This is a genomic window from Acidovorax sp. (assembly GCF_022763525.1).
Lineage (GTDB): Bacteria > Pseudomonadota > Gammaproteobacteria > Burkholderiales > Burkholderiaceae_C > Acidovorax.
In genome coordinates, this window is record NZ_JALEGG010000174.1 from 1 (window position 1) to 19,809 (window position 19,809).

The following is a 19,809-nucleotide window of genomic DNA, read 5'->3' on the forward strand; positions in this document are numbered from 1 at the left end:
CTTAGATAATTGAAGGAAGCTTTCCCCACGATTTGGGATATGCAACCCATCCGTCACTTCGTTTGGGTTGGCGCTATCTTAGCCCGAGAGTTTCTGGTTTTCAAATCTATTCCAGCCAGAAGTTCCGCATCCGTGATTTTGTTGCACCTCCACAACAAAATTTATGACTTCTCCCCGGGGAACATGACGCTGCGGCGCAGCACGTGGTACCACGCGCCGTCGATGCGGCGCCATTCGTCCTGCGATACCGTTTCCATGTTTTTGAGCCGCACCAGCGGCACCGCGTAGCGTGTAAACACCTCCACGGTCGCGCGGTCGCCCTCAAGGCTCTTCACCTCCCGCACCTCCACCGCATCAAACGTGATTCCGCCGCGCTTGAGGTAGCCCTCCAGCGAACCGTTCGGGTCCTTGGACAGCTCTTCGTAGTTCCAGGCCTTGACGCGGTCATTGGCCTTCACCAACGCCCAGTACTCCTGCGCGCGTTTTTTCAAGGCTTCCTTGTCGGCTTCGGGCGAGGCCTTGCCAACCGCAGCGCAGCCGCTTAACACACCCATGACGATGGGGGCAAGCAAAATCGCTGCGACATTGCGGCGACTGATGGATTTCGTCATGAATAGACACTCCTCGATTTACAAGTGGACATGGATGTAGATCGCTTTTACAGCGCTGCATCACCGTTGGGGAAGAGAGGGAACAGGAACTTCCTGAGGGCGGGGAGGAAAAGACGGCGACTGCGACGACAGCGAGCGCATGCGGTCGCGGATCTCGGCGCTGGCGGCGCGCAGCTGATCGTCGTCCTCCAGGGCCCGCGGCGTCATCAGCACCAGCAGCTCGGTGCGGTCGCGCTTGTTGCTGGTGGTGGAGAACAGCGAGCCCAGCAACGGAATGTCGGCCAGAACGGGCACGCCGCTGCGGGAGCCGCTATCGTTTTCGCGGATCAGGCCGCCGAGCACGATAGGTTCGCCCGATCGCACGGCCACTCGTGTCTGGATCTGCCGGGTCTGGAAGGCGCGCTGACGGGTGACGGTATCTTCCTCGCCCACATCGGTCACTTGCTGCGTGATGTCCATGCTGATCAGCCCGCCCGCGTTGACAGATGGCGTGACGGAAAGCATGACCCCCGTGTCCTTGTAGCTGATGGATTCGGTCACGAGGTTGTTGCCCGTGGCGACTGAGGTAGACGTCTTGATGGGCTGTTGCCGGCCGACCTGGATCGTGGCGTTGTGGTTGTTGAGCACCAGAACCGACGGGCTGGACAGCAGGCGCACTTGCGATTTCTCGCTCAATGCGTTGAGGGTTGCGCGCACCACGTTCGCCTTGTTGATGATGGTGTAGGAGAACCCGGGCTGTCTGGCACCGATCGCGCTGCTTTCATTCATGTTGAGCGAGGCGATACCCTCGCGGCCATTGCTCAAGCCGTTTTGCAGGTACCACTCCACGCCATATGCGAGATTGCCTGTGAGGCTGACCTCCACGATGCTGGCTTCGATCAGGATCTGCATGGGGGCCCGATCCAGTTCGCGCAGCGCCTGCTCAATACGCCGGTATTCCACGCGCGGGGCGCGGATCAGCAGGGCATTGCGCTTTTCGTCAGCCACCACCCGCACATTGCCGTCGAGCTGGCTGGTGGACGTGAGCGACATGTTGTTGGGTGATGTGCGGTTGCCACCCGCCAGATTGGCGCCCAGGGGGCTGCTGCCAGCGGTGCTGCCGCTACCGCCAAGACTGTTGCCCGAATTGAGGCCGCTGTTGCCCGAGATGCCGGTGCCGAGCCCGGTGTTGCCCATGCCGGTGCCTTGCGAGAACTGCGTTGGCGCCGAGCCCGACGCCACGCCGGCCGAACGGCCCTGGCCAGACTGGCCGCTGCTGAACAGGCCATTGAGCATTTCTGCCAACTGCAGCGCGGAGCCATTTTGCACTGGGTACACGAAGAGGCTGGCTTCGAGGGTGTCGCTGGGCCGGTCCAGGCGACGGATCCAGGTTTCTACCTGGGCCAGAAGATGGCTGCGCGGGGTGACAACCACCAGCGCATTCAGCCGTTCTACCGGGAACACCCGGATGAGCCCACCCAGCGGTGTAGCCACCTGTGCGGCAGCACCACCGCTGGCGCCAGCGCCAGCACCGGCGGCGGTAGCCGCGCCAAACGTTCCTCCGCCACCGCTTGCCGGCGCAGCCGCCCCTGCCGTGCCGCTACCACCAAAAGGATCGGCAGCGCCACCGCTGGAACCTCCCAGCATGGCTTGCAGCGCGTCGCGCACCACGTTGACGTTGGCGTTTTCGAGCACGAAGACTCCAAGGGACATGCCCGAGAGGAAGTCCACATCGAACGCCTCGACCATCTCGAGCCAGCCACCCAGCTGCGCCTTGCTGCCCTGAAGCACCAGCAGGTTGCGCATGGAGTCCACGTAGACGATGGCTTCCTTCGGTGCGATGGGCGCGAGGATTTTGGCCATCTCGGCTGCGGCGATGTGGTTGAGCGGCACGATCACGGTGCCGGCACCCGACAGATCCTTGAACTTGGAGGAGCCCACCACCGGCCGTGCGCCGACGGTGACCGTGCGCTTGGTCACGTGGTAGACGCCCGCGTTATCTCGCACGATGGCAAGGTCGTGCGGCAGGAGCACGGCGTCCAGCACATCGAGCACCTGGCTGCGCGCCAATGGCTGGCGCGTGTGCAGGCTGACCACGGTGTCGCCTCCGGCGTCGATGGTGTAGTTGAGCTTGAGCAGGTCACCCAGCAACGCCGTGGCAAGGTTGCTGACGGTGACGTTCTCGAAATTGAGCGAGACCTTATCGCCGCGCGCAAGCACGGGATCGAGCTTGGGAGCCACATCGCGCTTGAACAACTGATCATTGCCGGGGAACAGCTTGGTGCTGCCAGACGACGCCTTCGGGGGCTGGGCCTCTACCGCAGCAGAGGCCGGTGCGCCGGCTGGCGCAGCAGCGTTGGCCACCGGAGCACTCGCCGCAACAGGGGCCGCAGGCGCCGCAGAAGCGGCCGGTGCTGCAGCGGCGGTTGGTGCATTGGACTCGGCGGAAGAAGACGACGATGCCGCAGGCCCACCCTGCGTGCTGGCACAGCCTGACGCCAGCAATGCCAGCAAAAGGATGGATGGCCGAATGTTCATAAAGTTAGCTCCAAATGGGGTATGCCGCTCGGGCCTACTGTCGGGGTGCCGGGCGACGCACGCGTCCAGCAGCGCTTGGCTGGGCATTGGTTGCAGCCGCAGGGGTTCCGGCTTCCAGCGGCCGCTCAACGCGTTGGTTGTCTGCAGACAGGAAGAGGGCCTTGCGGCCGTCAAAGGACTCGACACGCCAGGGTTTGGTTTCACCGGTGATCTTGAGGGTGGTGCCGTCGGCACGCTGCAGGACGGCGATACGTTCCTTGCCGGATTCAAACACTGCCGTGAGGCGTGCTTGCATCAGCTCGTTCACCATGCTGCTCTTTTTCTCGTCCACGGCCACGGGGCGTCGGGAGGTCCACAGCAGTGGCCGCTCCACGGCCTGCCGAGCACGAATCCTGACCACATTGGGCATGGGCTCGACCGTAGGCAGGTCGGGCTTGCGGGGCGGTGGCGGAGTCCAGCGCTCCTTTTCCGCGTCCCACCAATAGGCGCTCGCGGCCACCGCCACGATGCCCAGGACCGGGGCCAGGTACCAGGACTTGATCATGGCTTGACCTTTTCTGGCGCCAGCGGTGCCTCCAGTTGCAAGGTCAGGCGCGCGGTCTGCGGGCCAGCACCGGTGCTGGCCCCCTCGCGGGCGATGTTGGCCGTGCGCACCCAGAACGGCGGCCGGTGCGACTGCAGACTCTCCATGAAGTTCACCAACTTGGCCCATTCACCCGAGATGGTGGCGGTCAGGCGGACGCGTGCCAACTTGCCGTCCACGCCGGGCTCCAGCGCGACCTGGGACGACACGAGCGTCCCCCCCGAGGCCAGAATCATCTGCCGCAATTTCTGCTGCACATCGGTTTGCGCGGTTTCACCGGCAGGATGGAGCATTGGGGCCACGGTGCTGCTCGCGGAGGCCAGCAGGGTTTCGATCTCGGATCCCGCATTGACCACGCCTTCGAGGCGCTCGCTGCGAGGCTCCAGTTGCGCCAGGGCGGTGTCGTAGCGCGCCCACAGCGCGCGGTACACCAGCGCGGAGCCTGCCAGTGCCGCCAGCAGCAGAACGAGCACTGACACGATCGCGCGGCGACGCCAAATGTTCATCTTCATGGCTTTGCTCCTTCGCTGCGCCAGCGCATCTCGAAGGTGAAGCGTTCCTTGTTCAGGGTGGCGTCGCGCACGCTGGCGCCTGTCGCGCGCACGTCGACCAGGCCGGGCTGGCGGCCCAGCTGGCCGATGAGCTCAGTGGCATTGGCCGTGAGGCCGGTGATGCGGATCTCGTTGCCATTGACTTCCACGCGGTCGAGCCACGTATCGGCCGGAACGGCTACCGAGAGCGCTTCGATGACACTGGCCAGCGGCAGGTCGGTGCTGGCGTTCTTGCGCAGTTCTTCGGCCAGCTGGGCTTGCTGGCGCAGGTCGTCCAGCTTCTGGCGCAGGGGTGCGGCCTTTGGCTCCAGACCACCCACATGGACCACGGCCCGCACCACAGCTTGGCGCTTGAGCACCAGGGGCATGAGCGCGGGCAGCGCCAGCGCGGCCATCACCACCAGCAGCAGCGCGACGCCGCCCCAGTCCATCCAGCGCTGCTGGCTTTGCTGCTTGCCCCACGCCACATTGCGCACCGGGCAGGCCCGCCCCTGCCGCAGAAGATAGACCGGCGCATCCGGGGCGAAACCGTGTTGCTCAAGCTGCTGGGCAAGTTGACTGCGCCGGCACATGCCCCACGCCACCGTCCATCCACCCTGGGCTTGGGGCTCGGCCCACCAGGCTGCCACGATCTGCTCGGGCGGCATGGGCGAGACTCGCCAAAGAGCTTCTTCCACGCCGCTGGCCAGGGCATGGCGTGGCATGTCGGGCAACTGCAGGGTGCCCCACAGGCAATCGGCCTCGGGCACGAGGAAGCTGGCGGCTTTGCGGCTGCCAGCCTGCTGGCGTGCGCGGGTGCCGGTGATGGACCAGCGCGCGCCGCCCGGCGTGATCGCGATGCTGGTGGCAGCGGGCCACGCGCCGCGCTCCATCAGCACCCGTTTGAAGTCACCGAAACCCCAGGCCATTCGGTCCAGTGCCGTTTGCGCACGAAGAGATAGTCGCCCCCAACCTGTCATGGCTTGAATTCCTGTTCCGGCTTGTTAAAGCGGCGTGTCGGCTCCAACGAGAGCATTGTCCATGGCGTCAAACCACCGGGGCGCTCGCTGAGGTCGATCCACGCTTCGCGCTGCCACCACCGCTCGCCTTCGGCCTGCACATAGGCCTTGAAGCGCACCGTTTGCCCGCCCCTCGAACGTGCAGGCGAGAAGAATTCGGCGGCGGCCCCGGTGAGGAGCTCTCCAGCCCGCGTTTCCGGTGGGGAGTTGTGAAGGCGCGCCCCCAGACCTGGCTGTCCTGTCAGGACGTCGATCAGTGCAGGGGGGGCAGAATCGATTTCGATGCGTTGCTGCCCGTTGATACCCAAATGGGGCGCGATTATGTCATACAGCTCCGGCGTCATCCCCAGCACGGATCGCAGCTCGGACAGGTCATCCACGGGCCCGTTTCGCGGCAGCGAAGGCCACCCGGCCGCCCGATACTGGGCCGCCTCGGCCCCGCCCACGCCGCCGGGCGTGTCGTCCGGATCGATGAAGTCGCGCATACGCGAAGCGAGGATGGCGGCCTCGCCGGGCGCCAGCGCCCCAACCTTTTGGAACAGCGCCAGCAGCAGGGGTTCGCTGGCGACGTTGACGTCCACCAGCCCCCCGGAGGGGGTAGTCTCCACCCAGACCTCGGCCGCCCCCATGGGCAGGCGCTGGATGCGGTACTGCGCCGACGAGTCCTTGTCGGCCAGCAGGCGCTGGGCAGTCAGTTGCAAGGCGGCGTCGAGCAGCGATTCGGCGCGCAGGCGCTCCAGGTCCAGAGCGGTACGCTGCGTCTGCAGGCGAATGCCGCGGGCGCTGGCCATGACCACCAGGGACAGGGACGCCACCAGCCACAGCACCAGGATGAGCGCCGCGCCTCGGTGGAATCGTGGTTTCAGGCGTCTCATCGTGCCCTCACCAGCGGAAACACCATCGGCGGCCATTCGCCACGTGCATCGGCCAGCTCCAGCCGTATGCGAGCAGGGTACGTCGTCTTGGCCACATCCCATTCCTGCGTCCACTGGCCGGTCTGGCCGTCCTGGTAGTGCCACTGGAGCGTCGTCACGTTGGCGAGCAGCGTCTCCCGCAGGGCGCGGTTCCAGTCGAGGTCCATGAGTGCGCCGTCATAGGGCACGGCTTCCACCGAAAGGTCCACGCGCCCGCCAGCGTGGCGCAAGGGCGTCATGCGGAATACGTACAGGCCGCCGCCCTCGCCGCGCTCGGGCAGCGGCGCCACCCAGAGTAGACCGGCCGCATTGCCGCTGAAGAAGTTCACGAAGCCCGTATCGCTGCGACGGCTGAGCAAACGCAAGGCATCGAACTTGCGCCCCAGCCATTGGCTGACGACCAGCATGCGCTCCGAGCGCTCGATCACGCGCTGGTTGCGCTCTTCAGAGCGCCCGATGACCCCCACGCCCGCAAACATGAGCGCCACCACGGCCGACGTGACGGCCAATGCGATCAACAACTCCAGCAAGGTGAACCCTTGGGAGGATTTGGCAAACTTGCGGGTCATGGCGCGGCCCTGTAGGGCTTCCAGGTGGTCCAGGTGGCGGCGGGCACGCCGTTCTTGCTGACCTCGACCGAGACCCGGGCCGCGCGCAACGGGCCGCCGGGCGCGGGGCGTCCGTTTTCTTCCAGCAGGGGAATCTGCTCGGGCGCGATCTGGATGCGCCACTGCCAGTCCCCCGCCTGCCCGGAAGCCTGCCGTGCAAAGTCCTCGGCAAACGTGCCTGCGGCCAGCGCAGATTTGGCCACCAGGGCGGCCTCGACCCGAGTCTCCACATCCACCACGTTCTTGGAGCCCTGCCCCACGCTCTTGTACAGGCTGGCCAGTGCGATGGCGGCAATGGCCATGGCCACCAGCGCTTCCAGCAAGCTGAAGCCGCGCTGTGAACGTGCAGGCGCCAGCACCGGCACGGGTGACCACCCTCCGCAGGGTGCGCGATGCCGCAGGGTCCGCTGCTGACGCACGGCAGGCATCATGACTGCGCCACGGCTGCAGCTTGCTCCACCGTGCCCAGCAGCCAGTTCACGCGGAAGCTGACGCCCTGGCCGCCGCGCAGCACCGCCAGCCGCCCGCCACGGGCGCCGCCGTCGGCATTGAACACAAAGACCAGTTGCCCGGCGGAAGCCGCCCCGGCTGATTCGCGGGAGCGTGGGTTGCGCGCGATGGGCTCCCACTGGACCATGACTGATTCGGGCACTTCCAGGGACACCTGCCCATCCACCAGCAGCTTGCGGATTTCTGGCTGGTAGGCGACGGCGATCGGCCGCCCCTCCTGCATGCTGAGTGCGCGAGCCCGGTTGAGCTGGGTGGCCACGTCGCGCACCGCCTGGCTGTAGCGGGAGCGGTCCATGTAGGCCTGCCCGCCCATGCCCACGACGGCGATGGTGATGCCGGCGAGCACCAGAACCACCAGCAGCTCCAGCAGCGTAAAGCCATGGGAGCGGCGCAGCGCCGAAGGTTGACGGCTCATGCAAGGCGGATCAGCGGGCAGCAGTCTGGGCGCGCAACGGGTGCGGCTCAGTTGTAGACGTCCGCGTTCTCGCCATCGCCGCCCGGCTTGGCGTCGGCGCCCAGCGAGAATACGTCCGGTCCGCCATTGCGGCCCGGGTTCTTGTACTGGTACGCAGCGCCCCACGGATCGGAGGGCAGGCCCTTCTTCAGGTACGGGCCGTTCCAGCCCTGGGCCGTCGCAGGCCGCTCGGCCAGGGAGCGCAGCCCCTCGGCGTCATTCGGGTAGCGCCCCACGTCGAGCTTGAAGAGGTCCAGGCTTTGTTCAATTTCAGAGATCTGGATGCGGGCGGTCTTGGATTTGGCGCCGCCAAGCTGGTCCAGCACCTTGGGACCGACCAGGCCCGCCAGCAAGGTCAGAATCACAAGCACCACCAGCAGTTCGATCAGGGTGAAGCCTGCGGAGCGGCGCGCCCGTGCCGCTGCAGTGCGGCCAAAGTTCTTCCAATTCATGTCAGGTTTCTTTCTCAAAAATCCAAAAATCAAATGGTGTCGTTGATCGACAGGACACCGCCCAGAATGGCAATGATGATGAAGGCCACCAGGGCGCCCAGCACGATGATGATGAGGGGCTCCATGGCGGCCAGTACGCGGCCCATGGTGCGCCGGCCCTCGTCCTCGTAGCGGTCCGCCAGGCCCAGCAGGGTGATGTCGAGCTGGCCGGTTTCCTCGGCCACTTTGATGAGCTGCGGCGTGCTGGACTTGCCAAGGTAAGGGGACACAAAACCAGTGGACAGCCGCTTGCCGGTCTTGACCACGCCGACCAGGGGTTCCATATCCTTGCGCAGCGCGGTGTTGGTCAGGGTGTCGATGGCGATGCGCAGGGCATCCACCATCGGCACGCCACGCTGCAGCAGGATGCCGAAGGTGCGGAAATAAATCGCGAACTGCAGGTTCTTGAGCACCTTCCCCAGCAGGGGCAGCCCCAGCAGCGCGCTGTCCAGCCGCAGCCTCCCCGAGGCCGTGGCAGCCCAGCGCGAGGCGAGGAACAGTACCACGGTCAAGCCCAGCAGGATGGCCATCCACTGCGAGCGGATGGTGTCGCTCAGATCGACCACCAGCCGCGTGGAGTACGGCAGTTTGTCGCCCATGGAATCAAAGATCTCCCGGAACTGCGGCACCACGAACGCCAGCAGGAGGGTGACGGAAAGCACGGCGACCACCAGCAGGATGACGGGATAGGTCATCGACGAGATCACGTAGTTGCGCAGCTTGTCTTCGGCTTCGAGCTGCACCGTGAGTTCCTTGAGCACCACGTGCAGCGAGCCGGAGGTTTCGCCCGCGCGGATCAGAACGAGGTATTGGCGCCCCAGGTCGCGCTCGAACGGGAGCAGGGACTGGTACAACGACTTGCCGCCCCGCACGCCCTCCTCGACCTTGGCAATGAAGGCCTTGAGCCGCTCGGTGTCGGCCGTTTCCTTGAGCATGACCAGCGCCTTGTCGAGCGGCATGTTGGCTTGCTTGAGGTGCGCCATCTCGCGGCTGAACAGCAGGACTTCGCTGCGCTTGAGCTTGGCGCCCCGGGGTTGCGTGTCGGCTTGCGGCACGGCCGCCGTCTCATCGGTAATGCGCACCGGCGTCACGCCCTGCCCGATGAGGCGCAACCGGGCGGTCTCAAGATTGAGCGCGCGAATCGTCCCCTGGCAGGCCTTGCCGTCAGACGTTACCCCATCGTATTGAAATTCAATCATTTTGACGCGCGACGCGCAGGACTTCTTCGGCCGTGGTCAGACCCTGGAAGACCTTGGTGGCGCCATCCTGCAACAAGTTCCCGCCGGCATAGGCGCCATCAGCACCGCCCAGCGATGAGCCGCGCTCCAGCACGAGCTTCTTGACATCCTCGGTCATGAGCAGCAATTCATGCACCGCCAGCCGCCCGCGGTAGCCCGTTCCGCGGCAGGCCGGGCAGCCCACGGCGTGGTACAGGACCTGGCCTTGCGGCGCTGCCACCCCGAGAGAGGCCGCCGCCGCGTGCGCCTGGTCGGCCGACAGCGGTGCCTTGCATTCGTCGCACAGCTTGCGCACCAGGCGCTGGGCGAGCACGCCAATGACGGATGCCGTGATCAGGTAGGGCTCCACGCCCATGTTGATCAAGCGGACGATGGCGCCCAGCGCGCTGTTGGTGTGCAGCGTGGACATGACCAAGTGGCCCGTCAGCGCGGCCTGCACGGCGATTTCGGCCGTCTCACCATCGCGCATTTCGCCGATCATGATGACGTCCGGGTCTTGGCGCAGGAAGGAGCGCAGAACCTTGGCGAAGGTCAGGCCGATCTGGGGCTGCACCTGCACCTGGTTGAGCCACTGCAGGCGGTATTCCACCGGGTCTTCCACGGTGAGGATCTTGAGGTTCTCGCCCTCGAGCTCCTGCATGGAGGCATACAGCGTGGTGGACTTGCCCGAGCCCGTGGGGCCGGTGACCAGGAAGATCCCGTGCGGCACGCTGAGCATCTGGCGCATGGCTTTCAGCGTGGGCGGCGTGAAATGCAGGCTCTCGAGCGAGAGCAGGTCAAAGTTCTTCTCCAGCAAGCGCATCACCACCGATTCGCCGAACATGGTGGGGATGGTGGACACGCGGGAGTCCATCTCCTTGCCATGCACGCGCAGCTTGGTACGCCCGTCTTGCGGCATGCGGCGTTCGGCAATGTCCAACTGCGAGAGGATCTTGATGCGCGAGACGACGGCGGGCGCATCCTTGTTATCAATCTCGTCGATGGGGTAGAGCTCGCCATCCACCCGGATGCGAACCACCGATTTCTCTTCGTAGGTTTCGATGTGGATGTCGGACGCCTGGGCCGCCACGGCCTGGGAGAGGATCTGGCTCACGCGCTGGATGATGGGGGCCTCGGAGGCCATGTCGCGCAGGTGCTCGATGAATTCGGACGCGCCAAACTGGTCGCCCACCACCTCTTCCTCAGGCTCCGACGCCTCCACAAACCAGGTGTTGAGCTGGCTGGCGATTTCGGATTCCAAGCCGAAACAGAGCCTTGGGACTTCTCCAAAGACAAGCCGCAGCGCATCGCGCAGGGCCGGGCTGCGCGGGTCGACCGAAGCGAAATCCGGCAAGGCGTCCGCACTCTCGGCATCCCCCAGCGGCAGCAGGTTGTTGGCGAGCAGGAAGCTGGTATTGAGCCGCGACGTGGCGGGCTTTTCCTTGGGGAAGGCCTCCTGGCGAACCAGCGGAAGACCCGCCTGCCGCGAGAGCGCGGCATACACATCCACCTCGGACACCAGGCCGAGGCTGATCAGGAGCCGGCCCAGGCGCCCGCCCATGGAGCGCTGGACTTCCAGCGCGCGCTCCAGGTCATTGCGCGAGAGCTTCGCGTCTGCGAGCAACATTTCCCCAAGCCGGGGCACTGCGCCGCCCCCACCTGTTTCTTCAATGACTTCCGCCGAAAGCATCATTACCACGCCTTTGAGTATCTATAAGAGCACCTTCGCCGCACGGTGCGCAGCGTTGATCGCGCTCAGTTACTTGAACCACAACAGGCAACGGCTCAGTCGGTCAAGTTCAGGGCCCGCATAATATCGACGATACGCCCTCAGCCTCGCCCAGAGAGGCTGCCTTCGCCAAGCCAAGTATTCTGACACGTAGGCCCCATCTTGCCCTGAGGCCTTCAGTCGCGCCTGCAGCGCCAGAGCCTGCAAATAGGTGGCCGCGCCCAAAGCCCTGACTCGCCGAATGACCCCCTGGCCGTTGGTCAGCAGACGCCACAGCCGCGTGCCCAGACCACGGTTCTTGGCGCCCACTTGGTTGGAGCCATGTTGACGATACAGGATCAACGGTTCGGCCACGAAGCGCCTTCGGCCGCTACCGCTCAGCAATGCACACCACCAGTCGTGCATGACCGTTTCGGGGGGCAAAGGCAGCGCCATTTCAAGAAGAGCGCGATTCACCAGCATTGTGCAACCGGTCACTTGGTTCACGCTGAGAAGCGACACGGGCGAGCACTGCTGCGGGTCCATGTGCTGGTACTTGGCGAAAGATTTCGCAATGGGCCGCAGGCCGTCGTCCACCACAGCCAAATCTGAGTGAACGAGGCAGGGGAGGCTCGTCCCACAGGCTCCCTCAAGATGACGCATCTCCTCAACGCAACGCTCGATCTTGTGGGGGAGCCACACGTCATCCTGGTCTGCGAACGCAACCCAACGTGCCACGCCATCGCGCAAGCTGGTGGCCATCAGGTTCTCAAAGTTCTTTATCACCCCGCCCCCCCGACAAGGGTGCGCCACGACAACCAGTCGCTTGCCAAAGCGGGACCTATAACGATCCACGATGGCCAATGTGGCGTCTGAGGAGCCATCATCACTGACGAGGAGACGAAAATTCTCATACGTCTGAGCCAGCAGCGAATCCAGCTGATCCGGCAGATACTGCGCACCGTTATAGGTAGCCAGCAGCACATCGACCAACGGTTGCGCTGCGCCAGCTTGCTGCCCTGAACTCACCGCACCCCCGGCTGTACGACTCCGCAGTGCGGCCGGCACTGCGCAAAAAGCAAGGCCTCGTAGTCATCGGCAATTCGGTCCCACGTATAGTTTTTCGCCACGATTTCACGTGCGCGCGCACAGCGCCGGGACCGCTCCAGCAACGGTAGCTGAACTATTTGCTCCAACTGGCGAGCGAGTTGCTGCGGGGTTTCAAAATATTCTGCAGCGTCGCGCGCCACCTCGCGGTTGAACGGGTTGTCGTGCGCGATCACCAGGCTGCCGCAGGCCAGCGCCTCCAGCAGCGACGGGTTAGTGCCACCGACGGAATGCCCGTGGATGTAGGCGGCCGCGTGCACGCGCAGGCTCTGCAGCTTGGGGGCGTCGTACACGCCGCCCACCAAGCGAACGCGTTCGCTGGCCAGCGACTGCAGCTGGCGCTGGTATGGCGTGGCATCGGTCACGCTGCCCACGATCACCAGGGGCAGCGGGCCATCGTGCAGCAAGTAGCCCTGGATGATCTCCAGCACATGGTTTTCCGGCTCGGGCCGGGCCACTACCAGCAGGTAGCCGCCGGGCGTGAGGCCCCATGCGGAAAGCGCCTGCACATCCACATCCTGCGAGCGGACCTCCTCTGCACCGTAGGCGATGAAGCTCGTGGGCGCAGAGCGGGGATACACGGTGCGCACGCGCTGTGCGATCGCCTCGGCGTCGGCAATGAGGCGAGTGGCCGTCTTGGTGGCGAGCCATTCCATGCAGCGCAGGTAGGCGCGCGCTGCCCTGCCCCACTTGCTGCGGGCCCATTCCAGGCCGTCCACATTGATCCACACCGGCGTGCCAAAAACGCGGGGCCACCAGCAGGCCCAGGCCGCGCCGTAGCCCAGCATGTAGACCAGGTCGTAGCCGCGGCGTGCGTCCCACAGGCTGGCGCAGTCGTAAGCCAGCACGGACGCCGGGCCCCAATGGGGCCTGCGCTGAAAGCGCACCCGCACGCCTTGGTGAAAGGTATCGGCCGGGGCTGGGCCGTCTTCGGCCTCGGCATAGACGGTGACCTGGTGTCCGCGCGCCACAAGGCGCACGGCCAGCTGCTCGGCAAAGGTTTCGAACCCGCCGTAGCTGGCCGGAATGCCCTTGGTCCCCAAAATGGCGACCCGCAGCGCGGCAGGCCGTGGCGCCACAGCCAGGGACCCAGGTTCCGACATCAAAGATCTGCCTCGGCCAGCGAGCGCCCGGCCTGGTCCTTGGCGGACAGTTGGATTTCTGCGGCCACCTCGGGCCAGGCGATGGCCAGCTGAGGGTCGTTCCACCGGATGCAGCGCTCGTGCTCGGGACTGTAGTAGTCGGTGGTCTTGTAGAGGAAATCCGCCGACTCGGACATCACGAGAAAGCCATGGGCCAGCCCGGGCGGTACCCACAGCTGCCGGTGGTTGTCTTCGGTCAGCAGCGCACCCACCCACTGGCCGAACGTGGGCGAACCCTTGCGGATGTCCACCGCCACGTCGAACACGGCGCCGCGCACCACACGCACCAGCTTGCCCTGCGCTTTGGGCGGCAACTGGTAGTGCAGGCCGCGCAGCACGCCCTGGCGGCTGCGGCTGTGGTTGTCCTGCACGAAATCGCAGCGAACCCCGGTGGCTGCCTCGAAGGCCTGCTGGTTGAAGCTTTCATAGAAGAAGCCGCGGCTGTCGCCGAACACCTTGGGCTCGATGAGAAAAACGTCGGGAATGGATTGCGGGATGGCGAGCATGAAAAAGAGATCAATAGACTTTGTCGTTCAGCAGACGCTGCAGGTACTGGCCATACCCGTTCTTGGCCAGCGGCTGGGCCAGCCGCTCCAGCTGGCTGCTGTCGATCCAGGCGGACCGCCAGGCGATTTCCTCGGGACAGGCGATCTTGAGGCCCTGGCGGTGTTCGAGCGTGGCGATGAACTGGCTGGCCTCCAGCAGGCTGTCATGCGTGCCGGTATCCAGCCAGGCGTAGCCGCGGCCCATGATCTCGACATTGAGCTGCCCCTGCTCGAGGTACAGGCGGTTCAGGTCGGTGATTTCCAGTTCGCCGCGCGGCGATGGCTTGAGGCGCTTGGCCATCTCTACCACCTGGCCGTCGTAGAAGTACAGGCCGGTGACGGCGTAGCTGCTTTTGGGCCGGGCCGGCTTTTCTTCCAGCGACAGCACTTTGCCGTCTCCATCGAACTCGGCCACGCCGTAGCGCTCGGGGTCGTGCACGTGGTAGGCGAACACGCTGGAGCCCACGGTGCGCCGCTGCGCGTTGCCCAGCAGCTCATGGAAGTCGTGGCCGTAGAAGATGTTGTCGCCCAGCACAAGCGCGCTGGGGGCCCCTGCGAGGAAGTCTTCTCCGATGAGAAATGCCTGGGCCAGACCGTCCGGACTGGGCTGCACGGCGTACTGCAGGCGGATGCCCCACTGGCTGCCATCGCCGAGCAGCTGCTCGAAACGGGGCGTGTCCTGCGGCGTGCTGATGATGAGGATCTCGCGGATGCCCGCGAGCATCAGCGTGCTCAGCGGGTAGTAGATCATGGGCTTGTCGTACACCGGCAGCAGCTGCTTGCTGATGGCCAGGGTGGCGGGGTGCAACCGGGTGCCGGAGCCTCCGGCCAGGATGATGCCTTTGCGTTGCGTCATGGTCAGAGGGCCGATCAGAGAATTTCCGCGAGCATGCGGGCCACGCCCTGCTGCCAATGGGGAAGCTGCAGCCCGAACGTGGCCTGGAGCTTGCGGGTGTCCAGGCGCGAATTGTGGGGACGCACGGCCGGCGTCGGAAACGCGCTTGTCGGAACGGGTGCTACTTCCGTTGCTTTTATTTTGATAGCTGGTTGCGATTGCTGCGCCTGCGCCAGCACGTATTTTGCGTATGCATTCCAGTTGGTCTCGCCACCGGCCACGCAGTGGTACAGGCCAGCGTCCTGCGGGCGGTGCTGCAAGTGGCGCAGCGCGTGCGCGGTCACATCGGCCAGCAGGTCGGCGCCGGTGGGGGCGCCCCACTGGTCGTCAATGACGGTGAGCCGATCCCGCTCTTGCGCCAGGCGCAACATGGTCTTGGCGAAGTTGCCACCGCGCGCGGCATAAACCCAGCTGGTGCGCAGGATCAAGTGCTTGGCGCCGGACTGCGCGATCAGCTGCTCGCCTTCGAGCTTGGTGCGGCCATACACGCTCAGCGGCCCGGGCGTGTCGGTCTCCACCCAAGGGCGGCTGCCGCTGCCGTCGAAGACGTAGTCGGTGCTGTAGTGCACCACCCAGGCGCCCAGCTTCGCCGCCTCTTGGGCAATGGCGCCCGGTGCGGTGGCGTTCAGCGTGCGGGCCAAGTCCGCCTCGCTCTCGGCCTTGTCCACCGCGGTGTGGGCCGCAGCATTGACGATCACGTCAGGGCGCAGCGCGCGCACCGTCTCGGCCACCCCAGCGGGGTTCGAAAAATCGCCGCAATGCCCGGTACTGTCGAAGTCCAGCGCCGTGACCGTGCCCAGCACGGACAGGCTGCGCTGCAGCTCCCAGCCGACCTGGCCGCCCTTGCCGAAGAGCAGAATGTTCATGCGCGGGCGCCCGCGGGCGCAGCGGCCGCTTCATGGGCGTACTGGGTCTGCACCCAGTCGCGGTAGGCGCCGGTCTGCACGCCAGCCACCCAGTCGGCGTTTTCCAGATACCACTGCACGGTCTTGCGGATGCCGGTATCGAAGGTCTCGGCGGGCTTCCAGCCCAGCTCGCGCTCGATCTTGCGCGCGTCGATGGCGTAGCGGCGGTCGTGGCCGGGGCGGTCCTTCACGTACGTGATCTGGGCCTTGTAGCTCTGGCCGTCGGCGCGGGGGCGCAGCTCATCGAGCAGGCTGCAGACCATGTTCACGATCTCGATGTTGGGCTTCTCGTTCCAGCCACCCACGTTGTAGGTCTCGCCGGGCGCTCCCGCTTCGAGCACGCGGCGGATGGCGCTACAGTGATCCTTCACGTACAGCCAGTCGCGCACCTGCATGCCGTCGCCGTACACGGGCAGGTTCTTGCCGGCCAGGGCGTTCACGATCATCAGCGGAATGAGCTTTTCGGGGAAGTGGTAGGGCCCGTAGTTGTTGCTGCAGTTGGTGGTGAGCACTGGCAGGCCATAGGTGTGGTGCCAGGCGCGCACCAAGTGGTCGCTGGCGGCCTTGCTGGCGCTGTAGGGGCTGTTGGGTTCGAAGCCGCGCGTTTCGGTGAAGGCCGGGTCCGTTGGGGCGAGCGAACCGTACACCTCGTCGGTGGACACGTGCAGGAAGCGAAAGGCCCCGCGCTCGCCCTCGGGCAGCGCGCTCCAGTACGCGCGCACGGCTTCGAGCAGGCGGAACGAACCCACGATGTTGGTCTGGATGAAGTCCTCGGGGCCGTGGATGGATCGGTCCACATGCGATTCGGCCGCGAAGTTGACCACCGCGCGCGGCTTGTGTTCGGCCAGCAGGCGGGTCAGCAGCGCGGTGTCGCCGATGTCGCCCTGCACGAAGATGTGCCGGGGGTCGCCCTGGACGCTGTCCAGGTTGTGCAGGTTGCCCGCATAGGTGAGCTTGTCGAGGTTGACCACGGGCTCGTCGGAGGCCGCGAGCCAGTCAAGAACGAAGTTGGCGCCGATAAAACCCGCGCCGCCAGTAACCAGAATCATAGGGAGGGCTGTGAATTGCCTGCTCGGCAGAGCCCGCAATTATCCCACCCTGTCCGGCCCCCCGGTAACAGAGTTCTACGAGGAGGGAATTGCACGGGCAGACGTGGGTTCGGTCAGAAGTGGATCCCGCGCATCATTTGCTGCAGCGCCACGGCCTCGGCCGACAGTTGCGGTTTGGCGTCCTTGCCGCCGCCCTTGGCGGCCGTCGAGTCCGGGAACATGCGAAAGCTCGTGTTCATGGTGATCTGCGCCACGCGCGGCACGAGGGCGTGCAGGATCTGCCCGGTGATGCCCAGGCGCGTGGCGATGCGCACGGGCTTGAAGATGCAGGCCTGGGCGATCATGTCGGCCGCCTCCTCGGGGCTCAGGGTGGGCACATTGTTGTAGATCTTGGTGGGCGCGATCATGGGCGTGCGCACCAGCGGCATGTTGATGGTGGTGAAGGTGATGCCTTGATCCGCGAATTCGCTGGAGGCGCAGCGCGTCCAGGCGTCGAGCGCTGCCTTGCTGGCCACATAGGCCGAAAAGCGTGGCGCGTTGGTCAGCACGCCGATGGAGCTGATATTGACCACATGGCCCTTGCGCTTTTCCACCATGCCGGGCAGCAGGCCCATGGTCACGCGCAGGCAGCCGAAGTAGTTGAGCTGCATGGTGCGCTCGTAGTCGTGGAAGCGGTCGTAGCTCGACTCGATGGCGCGGCGGATGGAGCGGCCCGCGTTGTTAATCAAAAAGTCCACACCCCCGTGGTTGTCGATGAGCAGCTGCACAAACCGGTCGCAGTCGGCCATGTCCGCAATGTCGGCAGAGTAGGCGATGAACTGGTAGCCCTTGGCCTTGGCTTCGGCGCAGGCTTCGTCGAGCTTGTCCTGATCGCGCCCGCAGATGATGGTGGTGGCGCCGGCTTCGGCAAACTTGTGCGCAGCCGCCAGGCCGATGCCGGACGAGCCGCCCGTCACCAGCACCACCTTGCCCGCCACCGTGCCTTTGAGCGTGCGGTCGATGAACAGTTCGGGGTCGAGGTGGCGCTCCCAGTAGTCCCACAGGCGCCAGGCGTAATCCTTGAGGTTGGGGCAGTTCACACCCGAGCCCTTGAGCGCCGCCAGGGTCTCGCGGCAGTCAAAGCGCGTGGGGTAGTTCACGAAGGTGAGCATGTCCTCGGGCAGGCCCAGGTCCTTCATCACCGCGTTGCGCACGCGGCGCACGGGCGCCAGCGCCATCAGGCTTTTCTTGACGCTCTTGGGGATGAAACCCAGCAGCGCGGCATTGACGAACAGGTTCATGCGCGGCGCATGGGCGGCGCGGCTGAAGATGTCCAGCACATCGCCCACGCGGTAGCCCACTGGGTCCACCAGGTGGTAGCACTTCTTGGTGATGTCCTTCTGGTGGCTGATGACGTTGAGCGCGTTCACTACGAAGTCCACCGGCACGATGTTCACGCGCCCGCCTTCCAGCCCCACGGTGGGCATCCAGGGCGGCAGCAGCTGGCGCAGGCGCTGGATGAGCTTGAAGAAGTAGTAGGGCCCGTCGATCTTGTCCATCTCGCCGGTGGTGCTGTCCCCCACCACCATGGCGGGGCGGTACACCGTCCAGGGCACCTTGCAGTCCTGGCGCACGATTTTTTCGCTCTCGTGCTTGGTCTGGAAGTACGGGTGGTCCAGGCCCTCGGCTTCTTCGAACATGTCTTCGCGGAACACCCCTTCGTACAGGCCCGCAGCGGCGATGGAGGAGACATGGTGGAAGTGGCCCGCATCGATCGCCTTCGCCAGGTCCACCGTGTTGCGCGTTCCCTCGATGTTCACGGCCACCTGGGTTTCCTCGTCGGCGGACAGGTCATACACGGCGGCCAAGTGGTAGAAGTGGTCGACTTGGCCCTTGAGTTTCTTGACGTCTTCCGCCGCCACGCCCAGCTTCTTGGCAGTGAGATCACCAAACACGGGAATGGCACGGGTGGCGCTCACGCCCCAATAGCTGCGCAGATCGGCGACCTTGTCCGCACTTTCCTTGCGGATCAGGAAATGGACCACCGCGCCCTTGCGCTCGAGCAGCTTCTTGACCAGCCGCTTGCCGATGAAACCCGTTGCTCCCGTCACGAAATACTGCATGCGCGTCTCCTCTGTAATGGATTTCATTTTTGCCCAAGGCCGGCGCGGCCCGATTCAGCACAAACCCGCGCCGGAGCTGGAGCTCCTTAGAGCGGCTAACAAAACTCAGCGAAGCGTTTCTGGCTAGGCGCTGCGTCGCAGGCAGTACGAGTAGTACGACAAGACGCGGCAACGACGCCAGAAGAGTTTTGTCAGCCGCTCTTAGACGGCGCGCTCTACGTTTTTAGGAGCGCCCGCCTACACGATCGGCATGGTGCGGCGTACAGTGCGGCCTTGCTTCAGCGGCAAACCGCCCTGGCACATTCACCCAACCGCACAACGGAGGCCCCATGGTCAAGAAACTGCAGAAACTCAGCGCCGACAAGAAAAAGAGCAACGCCCAACTCTCCAGCACCGTGAAGGACTCGGCACAGCAGATCTGGCTGGCGGGCCTGGGTGCTTTTTCCAAGGCCCAGGAAGAAGGCGGCAAGGTGTTTGAAGCCCTGGTCAAGGAAGGCCTCTCCATCCAGCGCAAGACCCAGGCCGTGGCCGAAGAGAAGATCACCGAAGCCACCAGCCGCGTGACCACCATGGCCACGGACATTGGCTCCAAGGCCCAGGGCCAGTGGGACAAGCTGGAGAACATCTTTGAAGACCGCGTGGCCAAGGCCCTCTCCAAGCTGGGCGTGCCCTCCGCCCGCGACCTGGAAGCCCTGAGCGCCCGCGTGGATGCCCTGGCCAAGGGTGCCGGCAAGCCTGCGCCCGCCAAGGCGGCGGCAAAGGCGCCTGCCAAGAAGGCCCCCGCCGCCAGGAAGGCAGCGCCCGCCAAGGCCGCAGCAAAGCCTGTCCCCAAGAAGCCCGCCACGGCCAAAAAAGCAGCCACCAAGAAGCCCGCAGCCCGCGCAGCAGCAGACAGCGGCGCC

Annotated in this window: 20 protein-coding genes; 1 reads left to right on the top strand and 19 read right to left on the bottom strand. The window is 65.2% G+C overall.

The features are described 5' to 3' along the window. Positions 1–161 precede the first annotated feature (161 nt). The 19 genes from MRY84_RS13495 to MRY84_RS13585 all read right to left on the bottom strand — a co-directional run bounded on the left by MRY84_RS13495 (position 162) and on the right by MRY84_RS13585 (position 18,907). Positions 162–611, bottom strand: a complete 450-nt coding sequence (locus MRY84_RS13495) for a hypothetical protein (RefSeq protein ID WP_291506231.1) — start codon at positions 609–611, stop codon at positions 162–164. Positions 612–671: 60 nt separating this feature from the next. Next, complete coding sequence (gene gspD, locus MRY84_RS13500) at positions 672–3,128, bottom strand: type II secretion system secretin GspD (protein ID WP_291506232.1); 2,457 nt, start codon at positions 3,126–3,128, stop codon at positions 672–674. A 34-nt stretch (positions 3,129–3,162) separates the two neighbouring features. After that, complete coding sequence (locus tag MRY84_RS13505) at positions 3,163–3,672, bottom strand: hypothetical protein (protein WP_291506233.1); 510 nt, start codon at positions 3,670–3,672, stop codon at positions 3,163–3,165. Then, a complete protein-coding gene (gene gspM / locus MRY84_RS13510; RefSeq protein ID WP_291506234.1) occupies positions 3,669–4,223 on the bottom strand; it encodes a type II secretion system protein GspM in 555 nt (184 codons plus the stop codon). The genes MRY84_RS13505 and gspM overlap by 4 nt, the downstream gene beginning before the upstream one ends. Beyond that, positions 4,220–5,170: a PilN domain-containing protein gene (locus MRY84_RS13515; RefSeq protein WP_291506235.1), complete on the bottom strand. Its 951-nt coding sequence runs from the start codon at positions 5,168–5,170 to the stop codon at positions 4,220–4,222. The genes gspM and MRY84_RS13515 overlap by 4 nt, the downstream gene beginning before the upstream one ends. 47 nt (positions 5,171–5,217) lie before the next feature. After that, positions 5,218–6,135, bottom strand: coding sequence for a type II secretion system protein GspK (locus MRY84_RS13520; RefSeq protein WP_291506236.1), 918 nt, complete (start codon positions 6,133–6,135; stop codon positions 5,218–5,220). Next, positions 6,132–6,743: a prepilin-type N-terminal cleavage/methylation domain-containing protein gene (locus MRY84_RS13525; RefSeq protein ID WP_291506237.1), complete on the bottom strand. Its 612-nt coding sequence runs from the start codon at positions 6,741–6,743 to the stop codon at positions 6,132–6,134. Before MRY84_RS13525 ends, MRY84_RS13520 begins: the two co-directional genes overlap by 4 nt. Continuing rightward, positions 6,740–7,147 carry a prepilin-type N-terminal cleavage/methylation domain-containing protein gene (locus tag MRY84_RS13530; RefSeq protein WP_291506238.1) on the bottom strand — a complete coding sequence of 136 codons (408 nt, stop codon included), beginning with the start codon at positions 7,145–7,147 and terminating at the stop codon, positions 6,740–6,742. Before MRY84_RS13530 ends, MRY84_RS13525 begins: the two co-directional genes overlap by 4 nt. 62 nt (positions 7,148–7,209) lie before the next feature. Next, positions 7,210–7,707 carry a GspH/FimT family pseudopilin gene (locus MRY84_RS13535; RefSeq protein WP_291506239.1) on the bottom strand — a complete coding sequence of 166 codons (498 nt, stop codon included), beginning with the start codon at positions 7,705–7,707 and terminating at the stop codon, positions 7,210–7,212. A 47-nt stretch (positions 7,708–7,754) separates the two neighbouring features. Beyond that, positions 7,755–8,198 carry a type II secretion system major pseudopilin GspG gene (gspG, locus tag MRY84_RS13540; protein WP_142148639.1) on the bottom strand — a complete coding sequence of 148 codons (444 nt, stop codon included), beginning with the start codon at positions 8,196–8,198 and terminating at the stop codon, positions 7,755–7,757. 29 nt (positions 8,199–8,227) lie between these two features. Then, positions 8,228–9,436: a type II secretion system F family protein gene (locus MRY84_RS13545; protein WP_291506240.1), complete on the bottom strand. Its 1,209-nt coding sequence runs from the start codon at positions 9,434–9,436 to the stop codon at positions 8,228–8,230. Further along, positions 9,429–11,081 (bottom strand): ATPase, T2SS/T4P/T4SS family, encoded by a 1,653-nt coding sequence (locus tag MRY84_RS13550; protein ID WP_291506241.1) that lies wholly within the window; start codon positions 11,079–11,081, stop codon positions 9,429–9,431. The genes MRY84_RS13545 and MRY84_RS13550 overlap by 8 nt, the downstream gene beginning before the upstream one ends. Positions 11,082–11,213: 132 nt before the next feature. After that, entirely contained in the window at positions 11,214–12,146 is a 933-nt protein-coding gene (locus MRY84_RS13555) for a glycosyltransferase family 2 protein (protein ID WP_291506248.1), read from the bottom strand. A 41-nt stretch (positions 12,147–12,187) separates the two neighbouring features. Further along, positions 12,188–13,372, bottom strand: a complete 1,185-nt coding sequence (locus tag MRY84_RS13560) for a DUF1972 domain-containing protein (protein ID WP_291506242.1) — start codon at positions 13,370–13,372, stop codon at positions 12,188–12,190. Continuing rightward, positions 13,372–13,917, bottom strand: coding sequence for a dTDP-4-dehydrorhamnose 3,5-epimerase (rfbC, locus tag MRY84_RS13565; RefSeq protein WP_291506243.1), 546 nt, complete (start codon positions 13,915–13,917; stop codon positions 13,372–13,374). The genes MRY84_RS13560 and rfbC overlap by 1 nt, the downstream gene beginning before the upstream one ends. A 10-nt stretch (positions 13,918–13,927) precedes the next feature. Further along, positions 13,928–14,812 carry a glucose-1-phosphate thymidylyltransferase RfbA gene (gene rfbA / locus MRY84_RS13570; protein ID WP_291506244.1) on the bottom strand — a complete coding sequence of 295 codons (885 nt, stop codon included), beginning with the start codon at positions 14,810–14,812 and terminating at the stop codon, positions 13,928–13,930. A gap of 14 nt (positions 14,813–14,826) precedes the next feature. After that, positions 14,827–15,717 (bottom strand): dTDP-4-dehydrorhamnose reductase, encoded by an 891-nt coding sequence (gene rfbD, locus MRY84_RS13575; protein WP_291506245.1) that lies wholly within the window; start codon positions 15,715–15,717, stop codon positions 14,827–14,829. Further along, positions 15,714–16,805 carry a dTDP-glucose 4,6-dehydratase gene (rfbB, locus tag MRY84_RS13580; RefSeq protein ID WP_291506246.1) on the bottom strand — a complete coding sequence of 364 codons (1,092 nt, stop codon included), beginning with the start codon at positions 16,803–16,805 and terminating at the stop codon, positions 15,714–15,716. The genes rfbD and rfbB overlap by 4 nt, the downstream gene beginning before the upstream one ends. A gap of 113 nt (positions 16,806–16,918) precedes the next feature. Beyond that, positions 16,919–18,907 (bottom strand): SDR family oxidoreductase, encoded by a 1,989-nt coding sequence (locus MRY84_RS13585; protein ID WP_291506249.1) that lies wholly within the window; start codon positions 18,905–18,907, stop codon positions 16,919–16,921. 329 nt (positions 18,908–19,236) lie between these two features. Here MRY84_RS13585 and MRY84_RS13590 point away from each other — a divergent pair. Then, positions 19,237–19,809, top strand: a 573-nt coding sequence (locus MRY84_RS13590) for a phasin family protein (protein WP_291506247.1), incomplete at its 3' end; no start/stop codon positions are given.